Raw genomic sequence first — 16,748 nt, 5'->3', positions numbered from 1 at the left:
CATTCAATCAAACCTGAAAGGCGTCCTGATAAAACAGGCCGCCTTTTTTGCTGACTCCTTTGCTTTTGATGGAAATCGAGATGACCGATCAGACTACCCGCCTGCCGATCCGCCGCGCTCTAATCAGCGTTTCCGACAAAACCGGAATCCTTGATTTCGCCCGTGAACTGGAAGCCCTCGGCGTCGAGATCCTGTCCACTGGCGGTACGTTCAAGCTGCTGCAAGACAACGGCGTAGCCGCCGTTGAAGTGGCGGACTACACCGGCTTTGCAGAAATGATGGACGGTCGGGTGAAAACCCTGCACCCGAAAATCCACGGTGGCATTCTGGGCCGTCGCGGCATCGATGACGACATCATGAGCGAGCACGGCATCAAGCCGATCGACCTGGTAGCCGTTAACCTCTACCCGTTCGAAGCCACCATCTCCAAGCCAGGCTGCGACCTGCCGACCGCCATCGAGAACATCGACATCGGCGGCCCGACCATGGTCCGTTCGGCTGCAAAAAACCACAAAGACGTGGCCATCGTGGTGAATGCCAGCGATTACGCCAACGTTCTGGAAAACCTCAAGGCCGGTGGCCTGACCTACGCACAGCGTTTCGACCTGATGCTCAAGGCGTTTGAACACACCGCGGCCTACGACGGCATGATCGCCAACTACCTGGGCACCGTGAACCAGGCCGCTGAAGTACTGAGCACCGAAGACCGCGGCCTGTTCCCGCGCACCTTCAACAGCCAGTTCATCAAGGCCCAGGAAATGCGCTACGGCGAGAACCCGCACCAGAAAGCGGCGTTCTACGTTGAAGCCAAGCCGACCGAAGTCAGCATCGCGACGGCAACCCAGCTGCAAGGCAAGGAACTGTCGTTCAACAACGTGGCCGACACCGACGCCGCGCTGGAATGCGTAAAAAGCTTCGTCAAACCGGCTTGCGTGATCGTCAAGCACGCCAACCCGTGCGGCGTAGCCGTGAGCCCGGACGCTGAAGGCGGCATCCGCCAGGCGTACGAACTGGCTTACGCCACGGATACCGAATCGGCGTTCGGCGGCATCATCGCCTTCAACCGTGAACTGGACGCCGAAACGGCCAAGGCCATTGTTGAGCGTCAGTTCGTTGAAGTGATCATCGCCCCGTCCGTGAGCGAGGAAGCCCGCGCCATCGTCGCGGCCAAAGCCAACGTGCGCCTGCTGGCCTGCGGTCAGTGGAGCGAAGATCGCGCCCCGGCCTGGGACTTCAAGCGCGTCAACGGCGGCCTGCTGGTTCAAAGCCGTGACATCGAGATGATCGGCAGCGAAGACCTGAAAGTCGTGACCAAGCGCGCACCGACCGAGCAAGAGATCAACGACCTGATCTTCGCCTGGAAAGTAGCCAAGTACGTGAAGTCCAACGCCATCGTCTACGCCAAGGGCCGTCAGACCATCGGTGTCGGCGCGGGCCAGATGAGCCGCGTAAACTCGGCCCGTATTGCCGCGATCAAGGCCGAGCACGCCGGTCTGCAAGTACAGGGTGCCGTCATGGCATCGGACGCCTTCTTCCCGTTCCGTGACGGCATCGACAACGCGGCCAAGGCCGGTATCACTGCGGTGATCCAGCCGGGCGGCTCGATGCGTGACAGCGAAGTGATTGCAGCTGCAGACGAAGCCGGTATTGCCATGGTGTTCACCGGCATGCGCCACTTCCGTCACTAATCACTTTTGAGCGCACCGCAACCCTGTAGTCGCTGCCGAAGGCTGCGATGGGATTTGCAGGGAGCCTGAGATAACGGGTTGCTTCGCAACCCTTCGCAGCCTTCGGCAGCGACTACAGGCTCAGGTTGCGGTGCTCACCAGAATTCAGCGTCATCCGAGGTTTTTGAAATGAATGTTTTGATCATTGGCAGCGGTGGCCGCGAACACGCACTGGCCTGGAAAGTAGCTCAGGACCCACGTGTCGCTAAAGTATTCGTTGCCCCGGGCAACGCCGGCACCGCCATTGAAGCCAAATGCGAGAACGTCGCCATCGACGTGCTGGCCCTTGAGCAGCTGGCAGATTTCGCCGAGAAGAATGTCTCCCTGACCATCGTGGGTCCGGAAGTACCTCTGGTAGCCGGTGTGGTAGATCTGTTCCGCGCCCGTGGCCTGGACTGCTTCGGCCCTACCGCCGGCGCTGCTCAGCTGGAAGGCTCCAAGGCGTTCACCAAGGACTTCCTGGCACGCCACAAGATCCCGACCGCCGACTACCAGAATTTCACTGAAATCGAACCGGCTCTGGCTTATCTGCAGAAAGTCGGCGCGCCGATCGTGATCAAGGCCGACGGCCTGGCCGCAGGTAAAGGCGTAATCGTCGCCATGACCCTGACCGAAGCCGAAGACGCCGTACGCGACATGCTCGCAGGCAACGCCTTTGGCGAAGCCGGTTCACGGGTCGTGATCGAAGAGTTCCTCGACGGCGAAGAAGCCAGCTTCATCGTGATGGTCGACGGCAAGAACGTTCTGCCAATGGCCACCAGCCAGGACCACAAACGTGTTGGCGATGGCGACACCGGCCCGAACACCGGCGGCATGGGCGCTTACTCCCCTGCCCCGGTCGTGACCGCCGACGTTCACCAGCGCGTGATGGATCTGGTGATCTGGCCTACCGTGCGCGGCATGGCTGACGAAGGTAACGTCTACACCGGTTTCCTGTACGCAGGCCTGATGATCGACAAAGCCGGCAACCCGAAAGTCATCGAGTTCAACTGCCGCTTCGGCGACCCTGAAACCCAACCGGTGATGCTGCGTCTGCAATCGAGCCTGGTGCTGCTGGTTGAGGCCGCACTGGCCCAGGCGCTGGACAAGGTTGAAGCGCAATGGGATCCGCGCCCAAGCCTGGGCATCGTCCTGGCTGCCGGTGGCTACCCTGGCGATTACGCCAAGGGCACGGTCATCCACGGTCTGGATGCCGCAGCAAAGCTGGAAGGCAAGGTTTTCCATGCAGGTACGGCACTTAATCAAGCCGGTGAAGTCGTAACCTCGGGTGGCCGAGTACTGTGCGCAACCGCAATGGGTGACACCGTTGAAGCGGCACAACACAAGGCCTACGAACTGGCCAAGGCCATCGAGTGGGAAGGTTGCTTCTACCGTAACGATATTGGCTACCGAGCTATTGCACGCGAACGCGGTGACGACCAGGAATAAGCAATCCACATAGATAGGCGGGGGCTGCCTGCCCTTGCCTAACTATTCCAGGCCCGCGCATAGTTATCATCTGGCTTCACTTTACGAAGGGATTTCGCCGTGCGCTGGCTCAGGATCGCCATAGCTTTTACCATCACGTTGCTGGGCTCTGTGCTCGGCATGATGCCTGTGCAGGCTGCATCAGGTACCAGTTGGTCTGTATTGCCAGACCCTCAGGCTACCCTGCAACTGAGTGATGTGCGCTCACCCCGGCTATCCAGCCAGTTCAGCCCTGTCGAACTCGACCGAATAGCCGCTGCAGAACCCGGCGAAGCCCTGTGGCTGCGGGTACACCTGCAACCCGACAAGCATGAACAGATCCTGCGGATATTCGCCCCCGATCTGGCAAACCTCGACATGTATGTCTTCGATGATCAAAAACTGATCAGCCAGACCAACACCGGCACGGCATTGCCCATCAACAGCAAGCCCGTGCCCAGCAGCGACTACCTGCTGCCCCTGCCCCAAAGCTCACAACCTCTGGATGTCTACCTGCGCATGGTCTCGGACCATCAGTTGCGCCCCCACATTACCCTCGACACTGCCGTCATGCTGGCTGCCAACCAGACCAAGCCCTTGCTCTATGGCTTGCTGCTGGGCTGCATGTCGATGCTGTTGCTGCACAACCTTATTCGCTTCGCCTTCAGCCGTTCGCCCAGCAGCCTGTGGCTGGCCATCTGTGAAATCCTGCTGATGGCCAGTTCGGCGCTGTTCCTGAACCTGCTGGACCCCTGGCTCCCTGACTGGCACGCCATCCAGACCCCCGGCGCGTACCTGACGCTGCTGCTGACAGCCCCTTGCGGGCTGATGTTTACCTACAGCTTTTTCTCGACCCGTGGTGCGCACCGGCTGCACAAGCTGCTGCTGCTGGATATCCTGATCATCGGCCTCGGCGGCCTGTTGCTCCTGTTTATCGATAATCTGCCGCTGAACGTGATGACCTACGCCCTGGTCGGACTGGCAAGCGTCAGCATCCTGGCCGTCTCGGTCTACCACTGGCAAAAGGGCTATCGGCCCGCGCGCATGTTTGTCATGGCGATGGTGATTTTCAACATCGGCACCCTGGTGATTCTCCCCGCGTTGCTGGGCTTGACCCTTATCGCGCCGCAGGAGCTGGTCCTGGCCCTGATGGTGATCATCTGCATCAGCGGGTTGCTGATGAGCATCGCCCTGAGCGAGCGCAACCGCAGCATTACCCAGGCCCAATTCAGTATTAGCCGCGAGCTGGCCGCCAGTAATGCCGAAGTGAATGCCAAGGCCGAGTTTCTGGCCAAGATCAGCCATGAAATCCGCACCCCCATGAACGGGGTGCTGGGCATGACCGAGCTACTGTTGGGCACGCCGCTGTCGGTCAAGCAACGGGACTACGTCCAGACCATCCACAGTGCGGGTAACGAACTGCTGACACTGATTAACGAAATTCTCGATATTTCCAAGCTCGAATCGGGGCAAATCGAGCTTGATGACGTGCAATTCGATCTCAATGCCCTGATCGAAGACTGCCTGAGTATTTTTCGCACCAAGGCCGAACAGCAGAACGTCGAACTCATCAGTTTTATCCAGCCACAAGTGCCACGGGTCATCAGCGGTGACCCTACGCGTTTGCGCCAAACACTGCTGAGCCTGCTCGAAAGTTCCCTGAAAAAGACTGACGAGGGCGAGATCCTCATCGTTGTCGCACTGGAGGAACGCAGTGGCCCGCCGCGACTGCGCATTGCCATTCAGGACTCTGGCCAACCGATGGATGAACAGGAGCGTGATGCCCTGTTGCACGCCGAATTGCACAGCAAGAACTTCCTCGCCGCGACCCGCCTGGGAGGCCATCTGGGCCTGGTGATCGCTCGCCAGCTGATCATGTTGATGGGCGGTGAATTCGGCATAAAGCCCGGACAAACCACCGGCAGCAACCTGTGGCTGACACTGCCCCTGGACCCGCAACACCTTGAGCACCCGACTTCCGACCTGGACAGCCCGCTCAAGGGCGCACGGGTGCTGGTGGTGGACGACAATGACACCTGCCGCAAAGTGCTGGTACAGCAATGTTGCGCCTGGGGTTTGAATGTCAGTGCTGCGGCATCGGGCAAGGAAGCCCTGGCCTTGCTGCGCACCAAGGCCCACTTGCGTGATTACTTCGACATCGTGCTGCTGGACCAGAACATGCCCGGCATGACCGGCATGCAACTGGCCGCCAAAATCAAGGAAGACCCGAGCCTGAACCACGACATCCTGCTGGTCATGCTCACGGGGATCAGCAACGCACCGAGCAAGATCATTGCACGCAACTGCGGGATCAAACGCATCCTCGCCAAACCGGTGGCCGGCTACACCCTCAAAACCACCCTGGCCGATGAGCTGACCCAACGCAACAAGGGCCATGCCACCGCGCACACCACCGCCAACGGCCCCGCCGCCGTGCCTGTTTCAGTGCCCAATGACTTTCGCATCCTGGTGGCCGAAGACAACAACATCTCCACCAAGGTCATTCGCGGCATGCTGGGCAAGCTCAACCTGAACCCGGACACCGCCTGCAACGGTGAAGAAGCACTCAAAGCCATGAAAGCCCGGCAATACGATCTGGTGCTGATGGACTGTGAAATGCCCGTGCTGGACGGTTTCTCAGCCACGGAGCAATTGCGCGCCTGGGAAGTCAGCCATCAGCGCATACGCACCCCGGTGGTCGCATTGACCGCGCACATCCTCACCGAACACAAGGAGCGCGCCCGTCAGGCCGGCATGGACGGCCACATGTCCAAACCCGTAGAACTGTCGCAACTGCGAGAACTGGTGGAGTTTTGGGTTGAACAACGTGAGTTGCGTCAATCCACGGCACAACTGTCCTAACAGACAGCCGATCCCCTGATAGACTTTCGGGCGCCCCCCCTTCGATATGAGCCAAGACCATGCTTCATATGCTGTTCAGTGTGTATTTGAAGATGCTGGTGCTCTACAGCCCGTTTTTCGTGCTGTCGTGCTTTATCAGCCTGACCCGGGGTTACTCGAACAAGGAACGCCGTCGCCTGGCCTGGAAGGTGGCGCTGGCAACGCTGATCTCCAGCGTACTGCTGTACCTGTTTGGGCGCGCGATCTTCAATGTGTTTGGCATTACCGTCGACGCCTTCCGCATCGGTGCCGGCAGCGTGCTGTTTATTTCGGCACTGGGCATGGCCCAGGGTAAATCGGCCGTCCAGACCGACAACGTGCAGCAAGACGTGACCATAGTTCCGCTGACCATTCCGCTGACCGTCGGCCCCGGCACCATTGGTGCGTTGCTGGTCATGGGGGTCAGTCAGCCCCATTGGGACGACAAGCTGATGGCGATCACCAGTATTGCGCTGGCGAGCCTGACGGTTGGCGTGGTGCTTTACCTCTCCAACCGAATCGAACGGATACTGGGCGAACAGGGGCTGCAGATCGTCAGTCGCCTGATGGGCCTGTTTGTCTGCGCCCTGGCGGCCCAGATCATCTTCACCGGGATCCGGGGCTACATGGTTCCCTGACAATGACGCGCCTGTCGCCAATCAGGCGCGTGCTGCCTTAGTGCGTTGCCAGCGTGTCCAGCGACTTGTCGACATACCCCTTGGCCAGCTCCACCAGGTGCATGACCGACAACACCAAATCGCGCGCAGGCCCGCTCAAGCCATTCCCCACCTCATTCGCGCAGGCACCCGCACAGCGCAACAAGTCTGACGCCTGGGCCAAAGCCGCTTCTGAATTGACACTGTTCGGGATGGCCAGCATGGCCGTGCCTATAGGGCGATAAGGCTTATGGTTTTGCAGGTAGTAATTGAGCGCACGTTCGACGGCGGCACGATCCAGCAACGGGTCGTGACTGTCAGCAGCATCGAGGGGTAAAGCAGGGGGATCGGGGGTGATTTTTTTCATGGCTTAACTCCAAACACGTTAAGGGAGCTGCCACTTTTCGCTACTAAACAAATGGGTGGCAGCCGTGCACAGGTTAGTAGACCGGCGTGTTTGGGAACCGGCGTGCCCGAGGGCACCCTGCGCACGGCCACCATAAAACGCAGGCCGTAAAAAAGCGCCTCGAAAAGGTGGCGCCTTGCGCCAAACACTAAAGCCGGGCTACTAAACCCGATCGCTGATTTTGCAGCGATTGGCCGAGACTATTCCCCGAAATGGACAGGCGCAAGCGAGCGGAATCTTCTCGGATGTTTCACGAGAATGAAAGCGAAACGTCGTACGAAATGACTGATTTCCAAGGCCTGAACACCACGTGTAGTCGCTGCCGCAGGCTGCGATAAGGGCCGAAGGACCTTCAAGCAGGGTCGCTGCGCAACCCCTCGCAGCCTCGCTCCGCTCCTCAGCGACTACAGGCTTTTGTCAGGGTTTCTCGCCATACCAGCGCGGCGTGTACACCCACTGCGTGCCATCGACCCGCGGGAATGTGCAGGTGGTCGACGACCCCACCAGCACCATCGTGCGCATATCCACCTGATCCGGCGTCAACTCACCCAGCGTAGTCACCCGCAGGGTCTGCCCCGGACGACCGATATCGCGCCCCAGTACCACCGGTGTTTGCGCCGTGCGATGGCGCCTGACGATATCCAGCGCCACGCCCAGCTGCCACGGGCGCGAACGGGAAATCGGGTTGTAGAACGCCAGCGCCAGATCCGCCTCAGCGGCCAGGTCCAGTCGCTTTTCAATGATGCTCCACGGCTTGAGGTTGTCCGACAGCGACATCACGCAGAAGTCATGCCCCAACGGCGCTCCCGCCTGCGCCGCCGTGGCCAGCGAGGCCGACACCCCCGGCAACATCTCCAGGTCAACGCTGTGCCACTGCGGGTCCGTGGACTCGTGCAAGGCCTCAAGCACGGCCGCCGCCATGGCAAACACCCCCGGATCCCCCGAAGACACCACCACCACCGAACGACCCTGGGCCGCCAGCTCAAACGCATGGCGGGCGCGCTGCATCTCTTCGCGGTTATCGGTGCAATGCATCACCTGATCGTCGCGAAACGGGCCGGCCATGCGCACATACGTCTCATAGCCCAACACATCATTGGCCCGCGCCAGCTCGGCCTTGACCGCAGGCACCATCAACTCGGCGGCGCCAGGGCCCAGGCCGATCACGGCCAGACGGCCACGGGCCCGACCCAGCTGCAACGGGTCCAATGGCGCGGGGGCAACGCCCAGGGACATGTCATTGCCCACCTCGCGCCAGACAGCAGGCACTACCGGCTCACCCGCGCTGACAAAGCGCAGGGGCACCGCCAGTTCAAGGGCTGTTTCACGCAATTGCGCGCTGGCCATCAAGGTATCGTCGGCGACGATGCACGCCAGTGATTGCCACGCCAGCTTCGCGTTATGCAAGGCCTGGCGAATGGCCTGTGGCAACACTTCAGCAGCCACTTTCACCAGCACATTACGGGGATAGATCAGCAGTTCGTCGGCGGCCGGTTCACGTTCGGCACTGCCAATATGAATGGCCAGCCGTGCCTGCTGACTTTCAGGCAGTTGAGCGCTGGCCAGCCATGGCGCATCCCCTTCGATCCGCACCGACTCGCCCGCCAGCAGGTCCGAGACAAAGCGCTTGCCCAGCTCAAGATCACCCAGCGCATAACCCGCTGGCGGATTGAGCAGGCAGGTGCCAAAACGCAGCTCACCACTGGTGGTAATTGCCGGGGCAATACCCAGGCCTGCAGCGATATTGCGGGCCATATCATTCACGCCACCCAGCCCGCCCAGCAGCGGCACCACCGCGCTGGCGTCTTCGGCCACGGCCAGTACCGGCGGCTCGGCGCCCTTCTCCAGCAACAACGGTGCCAGCGTGCGGATCACAATCCCCGCCGCGCACAGCGCAATAATCGGTGTGCCCTGTTGATACAGCTCACGCAGGGTGGCGCCAAAATCGCTGTAACCGCGATCAACGTCCTCAACCCGCCCTGCAAGACCGTAAATCAGCGCCTCGGGATAGCACTGTTGAATACGCTGCGCGGTATTCAGGCTGCCATTGCCCAGAATGACAATGGCTGGCGCTGGACGACTCATCCCTGCCACCGTTCGCCGGGCACGATGATCAGCGAGAAGTACGGCGAAGACATCGGTTCCACTTCGTTGAGTGGGACGATTTTCTGATTGCTCATGGTGGCGCGCTCGACATACAGCGCACGCTCGGCCAGCCCCAGTTCACCCAGCACTTCACGCACCTTATGAAAGTTGCGGCCCAGTTTCATGATCACCGCCGCATCGGCAACCGCCAGGCGCGACTTGAGTTCGTCATGGGGCAGCACGCCCGAGAGCACCGACAGGCTCTGATTGCGATACACCAGCGGCACGCCCAGCACCGAGGCGCCACCCAGCATCGAGCACACGCCCGGCACTACCTGCGCTTCAAAACGCTGGGCCAGACGGTCGTGCAGGTACATGTAGGAACCATAGAAGAACGGGTCGCCTTCGCAGATCACCGCCACATCGCGACCGGCGTCCAGATGCACGGCCACTTCGACGGCAGCCTGATCGTAAAAATCGCTGATCACCTGCTCGTACGACAATGGCTCGGGCAACGCTTCAGTGGTCACCGGATACACCAGCGGCATCTGGGTTTGCGCGTCTTGCAGATGAGCTTCGATGATGCCGAAGGCATTGCCCTTTTTGCCCTTGGCGACGAAGTACGCCACCACCGGCGACTCACGCAGCAGGCGCAAGGCTTTAACGGTAATCAGCTCCGGGTCCCCGGGGCCAACGCCCAGACCGATCAAACGTCCTGGCTGCGTCATTATTCGATCTCCGTTGCCAGTGCATTGACCGCGGCGGCGGCCATCGCGCTGCCGCCACGGCGGCCCTGCATGATCACAAACGGCACGCCGCGACTGTCTGCCGCCAGCATGGCCTTGGACTCAGCCGCGCCAACAAACCCCACCGGGAAGCCCAGGATCAGCGCTGGTTTGGGCGCGCCTGCGTCGATCATTTCCAGCAGGTAAAACAGCGCGGTGGGCGCGTTGCCGATCACCACCACACTGCCTTCCAGATACGGGCGCCACAGCTCAAGGGCCACGGCCGAGCGGGTGTTGCCCTTTTCCAGCGCCAGTTCGGGCACGCCTTCTTCACGCAGGGTACAAATCACCGGGTTGTTGGCCGGCAAGCGGGTACGGGTGACGCCTTCGGAGACCATGCGCGCATCGCACAAAATTGCAGCGCCAGCGGCCAGGGCATCGCGCCCGGCCTTGCCTGCACCCGGAGAAAAGCGCAGGTCTTCAATGGCGTCGACCATGCCGCAGGCATGAATCACCCGCACCGCGAGTTTTTCCAGATCCACCGGGATGCTGTCCAGGTTGGCCTCGGCACGAATAATGGCGAACGAGTTGCGATAGATCTCTTGACCATCGCGGATGTAATCAATCATCGGTGTTGCTCCGTTGGCGGGCCTCAAGCCAGGCGCCTGCCGCTTCAATAGTAAGGTTGCGCTCACGCAGAACACCGAATCCCGGCTGCTCTGGGGCACGTAAATAAAGGTCGTAATGACCGGGCGCCACGGCCAGCAATGTGACCGGCGCGACATGGGCTGCCGCGCAAGAACGCAGGCAGCCGGTCAAATGGATCGTCTTGGGCGCAGTCAACAACGCGGCCAACTGGCGAGCATCCTGCTTGGTGTCGGCCAGGCCTTTGGCACAGGCGCTGGAGCCGGTGCAGGCGATCAGGTGCGCCAGCGGCAGGGCCGCATCACAGCTCAACCCCAGCCCGTGTAACTGGCGCGTGACGGTTGGCGCATCTGCAGCCCGCAGGTTGGGCAGCAGCACACTTTGCCACGGGGTAAACCGCAGCGTGCCATCACCATACTCCCGGGCCAGATGCGCCAACCCCTCAAGCATGGTCGCACTCAGCCGACCCAGCGGCGGAGCGGCGCCGATATAGACCCGGTCCGTGTCGCGTTGTGGGTACGTCCCGATGTGCAAGGACGCCGCGCCGGGCTCCCGTCGCCAGCTCGAAAGCGCGATGAGCGGTACCGGCAGGCGCTGTGCCAACTGCGCCATAAACGTCTCGACCGGCAGCTCTTTGAGCAGGTGGCGCATGCGCATGTGCTCGGGGCGGGCCAGGTCGAGGAACAGCGTAAGTACCGCCAGCACCACTGCATGCCCGTGCTCGACGGGCACGCCAGCCAGGGCAGGATCGTGTGCCGGGCAGCCTGCCAGACCAAAGGCCAGTAGCGTCTGGCCATTTAGGTCAACGGCAGACAACCAAAGGTCGTGATGATGTTCAAGCATCGCCAGCGCTTCACCGCCGTCCAGTTGCACGGCGAACTTGGCGGACAACTCGGCAAAATGCGCCGTGTTTTGCAGGCTGTCGAGGACTTGATGGGCCAGAGGCCAGGTATCGATCAACAGATCCCGGTCAATACCTGCCGTGGGGCTGAGCATCAGGTTGCGCACATCATCACTGGCAGCCGTGGCGGGCCCCAGCCCTGCGTCCAGCAAGGGACCGATCAACGCGGCATGCTGCGGACCAACCCCTCGAATTTGCAGGTTGCCCCGGTTAGTCGCCTCGATCACACCACTGGCATAGCGCTGGCTAACATCGGCCACCGCGAGCGCCTGTGCGGCCGTTATAGAGCCGCCGTCCAGCTTGACCCGACAGATACCGCCATCCATCGCCTGGACAATGCGCAGTAACCCCGGGCACGCCGAAGGGCGCACAGGCGTCGTGACAGAAGGTTCAGGTGGCAAAATCAAAGGGTTATCCAGAGCAGGCAATTCGCTATTGCAGGTGGCGCATTATGCCTGCTTTGGACAGCCTCATGAAAAGCCTGCCGGACGGAATGAATGCACAAGGCATCTGCAGCCCAAGGCTGCGCTATCATGCGGCCTGATTCCACGGGCCATGCAGACCCGCTGGCGGATGGAACATTTGGCGTTGAACAAGAGGATTGGCATGTCGCCCTGGCTAACAATTGTGGGAATCGGTGAAGACGGCTTTAGCGGGCTGGGCAAAAATGCGCGTCGCACCTTGCTCGGCGCAGCCACGGTGTTCGGCGCCCAGCGTCAGCTCAACCTGCTGCCCGCCTGTATTCGCGCCGAACGCCAAGCGTGGCCAAGTCCCTTTTCCCTGGCGCCAGTGCTGGCATTGCGCGGCCAGCCGGTCTGCGTTCTGGCCAGCGGCGACCCGATGCTGTTTGGGGTCGGCGCCAGCCTGGCGCGAGTGATTGCCAGCGATGAGATGCAAGTGCTGTCGTCACCGTCATCCTTCTCGCTGGCGGCCGCTCGCCTGGGTTGGCCACTGCAGGACGTGGTCACGCTGTCTGTGGTGGCCCGCCCGGTGGCGGCCCTTAACGCGCACCTGCACAGCGGCGTACGCCTGCTGGTCTTGAGCAATGACGGTAAAAGCCCGGCCGCCATCGCCGCCCTGCTGCGCGAACGCGGCTTTGGCCCCAGCCGCCTGCATGTGCTGGAACACGTGGGCGGCCCGGCGGAACGACGGGTAGAAGCCAGTGCCAATGACTGGAGCGACCCGCCCATCGCCGCCCTTAACTTGATTGCCATCGACTGCCTGGCCGACGACAGCGCCCAGCCGCTGTCACGCACCGGCGGGCTCCCCGACAGCGCCTTTGCCCATGACGGCCAGCTGACCAAGCGCGATGTGCGCGCCATCACCCTTGCCCGCCTTGCCCCCTTGCCCGGCCAATTGCTCTGGGACGTGGGCGCGGGCAGCGGCTCGATTGGCATCGAGTGGATGCGCACCTGGCCCAGCTGCCGCACCCTGGCGATTGAAGCGGATACCGGGCGCCAGCAATTGATTGAACACAACCGCGATGCCCTGGGCGTACCCGGCTTGCAACTGATTCGTGGCAAGGCCCCGCAAGCCCTTGAAGGACTGGAGCGCCCGGACGCGATCTTTATTGGCGGCGGCGTGACCCGCGAAGGTGTGCTCGACACGTGCTGGCAGCAGCTCAAGCCCGGCGGGCGACTGGTGGCCAATGCCGTCACCCTGCAAAGTGAAATGCTCTTGATGAGCTGGCGTGAGCGCCATGGCGGTGAGCTGACACGGGTCCACATCGCCCAGGCACAACCCTTGGGCGAGTTCGACACCTGGCGCCAGGCGTTGCCCATTACTCTTCTAGACGTGACCAAACCCCTCGATGCGTGACGAAACCGGCGAACAACCCGCTCCGCTGCGCAGTGGCCTGACCACCGGCAGCTGCGCCACCGCCACCAGCCTGGCCGCTGCCCGCTTGCTGCTGGGCGGCGCCAGCCACGACGCGGTGGAAATCACCTTGCCCAAGGGTAAAAAAGTGCAGATGCGCCTGGAGTTCTGCCGCCTGAGCGAAGACGGTGCCGAAGCGGGCACCATCAAGGATGCGGGCGACGACCCGGACGTCACCCACGGCGCACTGCTGTACTCGCGGGTGCGCCTGCGCCCGGAACCGGGTATCGGTTTTGTCGCCGGACGCGGCGTCGGCACCGTGACCCGTCCGGGGCTGGTGCTGAACGTGGGCGAGCCGGCGATCAATCCGGTGCCGCGCAAGATGATCACCGACCATTTGCAGCAACTGGCCAGCGAGCTGAATTACAACGGCGGCTTTGAAGTGACCGTCAACGTGCAGGACGGCGAAGCCCTGGCCCTGAAAACCATGAATCCGCGCCTGGGCATTCTCGGCGGGCTGTCGATCCTGGGCACCAGCGGCATTGTCCGCCCGTTTTCCTGCGCAGCCTATATCGCCTCGATCCATCAAGGCATCGACGTGGCCAAAACCAATGGCTACCTGCATATCGCCGCCTGCACCGGCAATGCCAGCGAAGACACCATGCGCCGGGTGTACAACCTGCCTGAAATCGCCCTGATCGAAATGGGTGACTTCGTCGGCGCGGTACTCAAGCACCTGCGCAAAGTCCCTGTGGATAAGTTGAGCATTTGCGGCGGCTTCGGAAAAATCAGCAAGCTGGCTGCCGGGCATATGGACCTGCACAGCCGTCACTCCAGCATCGACCTGCCACAACTGGCCCGGTGGGCCGCCGACATGGGTGCAGACCAGGCGCTGCAAGAGGCGATTCGTCAGGCCAACACCAGCCAGCAAGCCTTGGCGATGGCCAGCGCGGCAGGTATCGCGCTGGGCGATGCGGTGTGCCAGCACGCACTGGATTTTGCCCGCAGCGTGGTGCCTGCCCAGGTGCAGGTTGAAGTATTTGCCATCGACCGTCAGGGCGGGATCGTTGGCCACGCAGGAGCCTTTGCATGAAACGGATACTGTTGCTCGGTGGCGTCACCGAAGCGCTGGCCATCGCCCGCACCCTGGGCCCGCAGCATGTCTACAGCCTGGCCGGTGTAGGCCGGGTGCCGACCGACCTGACCTGCGAGGTACGGGTGGGCGGTTATGGCGGCGCTGAAGGTCTGGCCCGATACATTCGCGACGAGGGTATCGATTTGCTGCTGGACGCCACTCACCCCTACGCCGCGCAAATCAGCCAGAACGCGGCCCTCGCCGCGGCCGCCAGCACTATCCCGTGCTGGGCCCTGCGCCGCCCCGCGTGGGTTGCGCAACCGGATGATGACTGGCGCGAAGTGGCGCACTGGAGCGAACTGGTCCAAGCCCTCAAGCCTTTCAAGCGCCCGCTGTTCACCTTGGGCCGCGAGCCGCTGGAGCATGTGCATGAGATCCCCGAACAGCAGTTCTGGACCTTGCGCGCCCTCGACGTCTATCCGAGCAATGAGCGTTGCGAAGTGATCGGCGCACGGGGCCCGTTCCTGATCGACGAAGAGCGCGCCTTGTTCGAGCAGCGCCGGATCGATGTGTTGATCAGCAAGAACAGCGGCAGCAGCGCCACCGAGCCCAAGCTGGAAGTGGCCCGTGAACGCGGGGTGCCCGTGTTGATCCTCAAGCGGCCGGTGTTGGCACAGGTGGATCGGGAGTTTTTGACGACCAAGGACGTGCTGGAGGCGTTGGCGCAGGAACGTTGTTTGTTGTGAACAGCCCCCAACCTGTGGGAGCTGGCTTGCCTGCGATGCAAACGACGCGGTCTGCTTGGTAAAACCAGCAGATGCCATCGCGAGCAAGCCCGCTCCCACAGATTGGCCCGATGAGGAGTACAAAACCCGCATCCGCTATACTTGCGCGACACTTCGCCACACCTGCTCTTTTTACTTACGCCGATCATTCAGGCTAAATAGCCGACTGATCGCTTCACTCATGGAATTGCTCATGTCCCGACAACGGTTTGCATTTGCCTGGATCGCCTGCTTTGCAGTGCTGTTCAACATGCTCGCCATGTCGACGGCCGGCGCGATGGGTGACGCCAAAAACGCTGCAACCGAGCAATTCATGTGGAGCAGCTTTTGCTCCTCCACCGGCACCAAGATGGTCGCCGTTTCCCTGGGCAAGCTTGACGCCGGCGACAGCCAGAAAGACGAACACTCCACCATGCAGCATTGCTGGTGCTGTTCAGGCGCAGCCCCGCTGGTGGCGTTGCCCGCGCATGTTCCCTCGCTGTATTTTGCAGCCATCGAGCACGGCCACAGCCTGGTCCCCGATCACCTCAAACGCCCCACCCCGCGCCAGCAATGGCCGAGCCTCAACCCCCGCGCCTCACCCCTGGTCTGATCTTCATCCTCGCAACCCCTTTGCGTTTTGAATCGTTCCGGAGAATTGCCATGTTGAACCTTTCCCTGTTCAAGCACGTCGTGATCGCGGCGGCTGTGTTGCTGCCTGCCTGTTTTGCCAACGCCCATGAATACAAAAGCGGCGACCTTGAAATCGCCCACCCCTGGTCGCAAGAACTGCCGCCCAACGCCCCGACCGTGGCTGCCTATTTCGTCATTCACAACACCGGCAGCAGCGCCGACCGCCTGGTCAGCGTCGACACGCCCATTGCCGATAAAGCCGAACTGCATCAGCACGTGATGGAGGGCGACTTGATGAAAATGCTGCCCGTGGCCAGCGTCGACGTGCCGCCCGGTGGCACCGTCACGTTTGCGCCCATGGCGTACCACGTGATGATGTTCGGCCTCAAGGACCGCAGCCTGCTGCAGGACGGCAAGCACTTCCCGCTGACCCTGCATTTTGAAAAGGCAGGCGCCGTACCGGTTGAGGTCAATGTGCAGAAACAGGCCCCGGCCGACAGCATGGAACACATGCACGCCCACTAACGGCCAAGGTTTCTGACCCCCGTGCGCGAACCTCGCGCCAGGCACACCATGTCGCCCATTCGCGGCAGCTGGCTGAGCCTGTTTGCCATGTTGATGATCTTTATCGGCCCGCTGATTTCCCAGTCGATGCCGATGGATCATCACGACTCCATGCCAATGCCCATGTCGATGGATATGGGCATGGACATGTCTGCGCACGCCGAACATAAACAACCCTCCACCGACCACCATGCCATCTGGGCAAAGTGCGGCTACTGCACGTTGCTGTTCAGTTGCCCGGCACTGCCCGGCACGCCCGACCTGGCCCTTCACAGCGCGCCAACACTCAACAGCTATCTGGCTGCCAACCCCCGCCTGGGCCATGCCCGGCAACCGGTCTTCCCCGGCGCCCGCTCCCGCGCACCGCCTGTATTCCTTTAAGCACCGACACAACTCTTCATCCGGCCAACCTGCAGGCGCTGCTTA

General features: G+C 61.7%; 15 protein-coding genes. 10 read left to right on the top strand and 5 right to left on the bottom strand.

Features of this window, described 5'->3' with window-relative positions:
- Positions 1 to 80 precede the first annotated feature (80 nt).
- The 4 genes from purH to KO536_RS20515 all read left to right on the top strand — a co-directional run bounded on the left by purH (position 81) and on the right by KO536_RS20515 (position 6,691).
- A complete protein-coding gene (gene purH, locus KO536_RS20530) occupies positions 81 to 1,688 on the top strand; it encodes a bifunctional phosphoribosylaminoimidazolecarboxamide formyltransferase/IMP cyclohydrolase (RefSeq protein WP_219262804.1) in 1,608 nt (535 codons plus the stop codon).
- A 168-nt stretch (positions 1,689 to 1,856) separates the two neighbouring features.
- Positions 1,857 to 3,155, top strand: coding sequence for a phosphoribosylamine--glycine ligase (gene purD, locus KO536_RS20525; RefSeq protein WP_133078767.1), 1,299 nt, complete (start codon positions 1,857 to 1,859; stop codon positions 3,153 to 3,155).
- A 99-nt stretch (positions 3,156 to 3,254) separates the two neighbouring features.
- Positions 3,255 to 6,035 (top strand): hybrid sensor histidine kinase/response regulator, encoded by a 2,781-nt coding sequence (locus tag KO536_RS20520; RefSeq protein WP_133078766.1) that lies wholly within the window; start codon positions 3,255 to 3,257, stop codon positions 6,033 to 6,035.
- Positions 6,036 to 6,094: 59 nt separating this feature from the next.
- Entirely contained in the window at positions 6,095 to 6,691 is a 597-nt protein-coding gene (locus KO536_RS20515) for a MarC family protein (RefSeq protein ID WP_133078765.1), read from the top strand.
- 37 nt (positions 6,692 to 6,728) lie between these two features.
- On the opposite strand, the gene KO536_RS20510 is transcribed toward KO536_RS20515, so the two are convergent.
- The 5 genes from KO536_RS20510 to cobG form a co-directional block, all read right to left on the bottom strand.
- Complete coding sequence (locus KO536_RS20510; protein WP_219262803.1) at positions 6,729 to 7,076, bottom strand: DUF6124 family protein; 348 nt, start codon at positions 7,074 to 7,076, stop codon at positions 6,729 to 6,731.
- 456 nt (positions 7,077 to 7,532) lie between these two features.
- Entirely contained in the window at positions 7,533 to 9,200 is a 1,668-nt protein-coding gene (gene cobJ, locus KO536_RS20505) for a precorrin-3B C(17)-methyltransferase (protein WP_219262802.1), read from the bottom strand.
- Positions 9,197 to 9,928, bottom strand: a complete 732-nt coding sequence (locus KO536_RS20500) for a precorrin-2 C(20)-methyltransferase (RefSeq protein ID WP_219262801.1) — start codon at positions 9,926 to 9,928, stop codon at positions 9,197 to 9,199. The genes cobJ and KO536_RS20500 overlap by 4 nt, the downstream gene beginning before the upstream one ends.
- Positions 9,928 to 10,554: a precorrin-8X methylmutase gene (locus KO536_RS20495; protein ID WP_219262800.1), complete on the bottom strand. Its 627-nt coding sequence runs from the start codon at positions 10,552 to 10,554 to the stop codon at positions 9,928 to 9,930. The genes KO536_RS20500 and KO536_RS20495 overlap by 1 nt, the downstream gene beginning before the upstream one ends.
- On the bottom strand, positions 10,547 to 11,878 hold the full coding sequence (gene cobG, locus KO536_RS20490) for a precorrin-3B synthase (RefSeq protein ID WP_374105719.1): 1,332 nt from the start codon (positions 11,876 to 11,878) through the stop codon (positions 10,547 to 10,549). Before cobG ends, KO536_RS20495 begins: the two co-directional genes overlap by 8 nt.
- Before the next feature lie 199 nt (positions 11,879 to 12,077).
- Here cobG and cbiE point away from each other — a divergent pair, with 199 nt between their 5' ends.
- The 6 genes from cbiE (at position 12,078) to KO536_RS20460 (ending at position 16,703) form a co-directional block, all read left to right on the top strand.
- Complete coding sequence (cbiE, locus tag KO536_RS20485; RefSeq protein ID WP_133078760.1) at positions 12,078 to 13,289, top strand: precorrin-6y C5,15-methyltransferase (decarboxylating) subunit CbiE; 1,212 nt, start codon at positions 12,078 to 12,080, stop codon at positions 13,287 to 13,289.
- Positions 13,282 to 14,379: a cobalt-precorrin-5B (C(1))-methyltransferase gene (locus tag KO536_RS20480; protein WP_219262798.1), complete on the top strand. Its 1,098-nt coding sequence runs from the start codon at positions 13,282 to 13,284 to the stop codon at positions 14,377 to 14,379. The genes cbiE and KO536_RS20480 overlap by 8 nt, the downstream gene beginning before the upstream one ends.
- Positions 14,376 to 15,107: a cobalt-precorrin-6A reductase gene (locus tag KO536_RS20475; RefSeq protein WP_219262797.1), complete on the top strand. Its 732-nt coding sequence runs from the start codon at positions 14,376 to 14,378 to the stop codon at positions 15,105 to 15,107. Before KO536_RS20480 ends, KO536_RS20475 begins: the two co-directional genes overlap by 4 nt.
- A 232-nt stretch (positions 15,108 to 15,339) precedes the next feature.
- Positions 15,340 to 15,738: a DUF2946 domain-containing protein gene (locus tag KO536_RS20470; protein ID WP_219262796.1), complete on the top strand. Its 399-nt coding sequence runs from the start codon at positions 15,340 to 15,342 to the stop codon at positions 15,736 to 15,738.
- Positions 15,739 to 15,788: 50 nt separating this feature from the next.
- Positions 15,789 to 16,283 carry a copper chaperone PCu(A)C gene (locus KO536_RS20465; protein ID WP_219262795.1) on the top strand — a complete coding sequence of 165 codons (495 nt, stop codon included), beginning with the start codon at positions 15,789 to 15,791 and terminating at the stop codon, positions 16,281 to 16,283.
- Between the two features lie 48 nt (positions 16,284 to 16,331).
- Positions 16,332 to 16,703 carry a DUF2946 domain-containing protein gene (locus tag KO536_RS20460; protein ID WP_133078799.1) on the top strand — a complete coding sequence of 124 codons (372 nt, stop codon included), beginning with the start codon at positions 16,332 to 16,334 and terminating at the stop codon, positions 16,701 to 16,703.
- The last annotated feature ends 45 nt before the right edge of the window (positions 16,704 to 16,748 follow it).

This window comes from Pseudomonas sp. NKUCC02_KPG (genome assembly GCF_019345465.1).
Classification (GTDB): domain Bacteria; phylum Pseudomonadota; class Gammaproteobacteria; order Pseudomonadales; family Pseudomonadaceae; genus Aquipseudomonas.
This window is presented reverse-complemented; position numbering and strand designations above follow the sequence as displayed.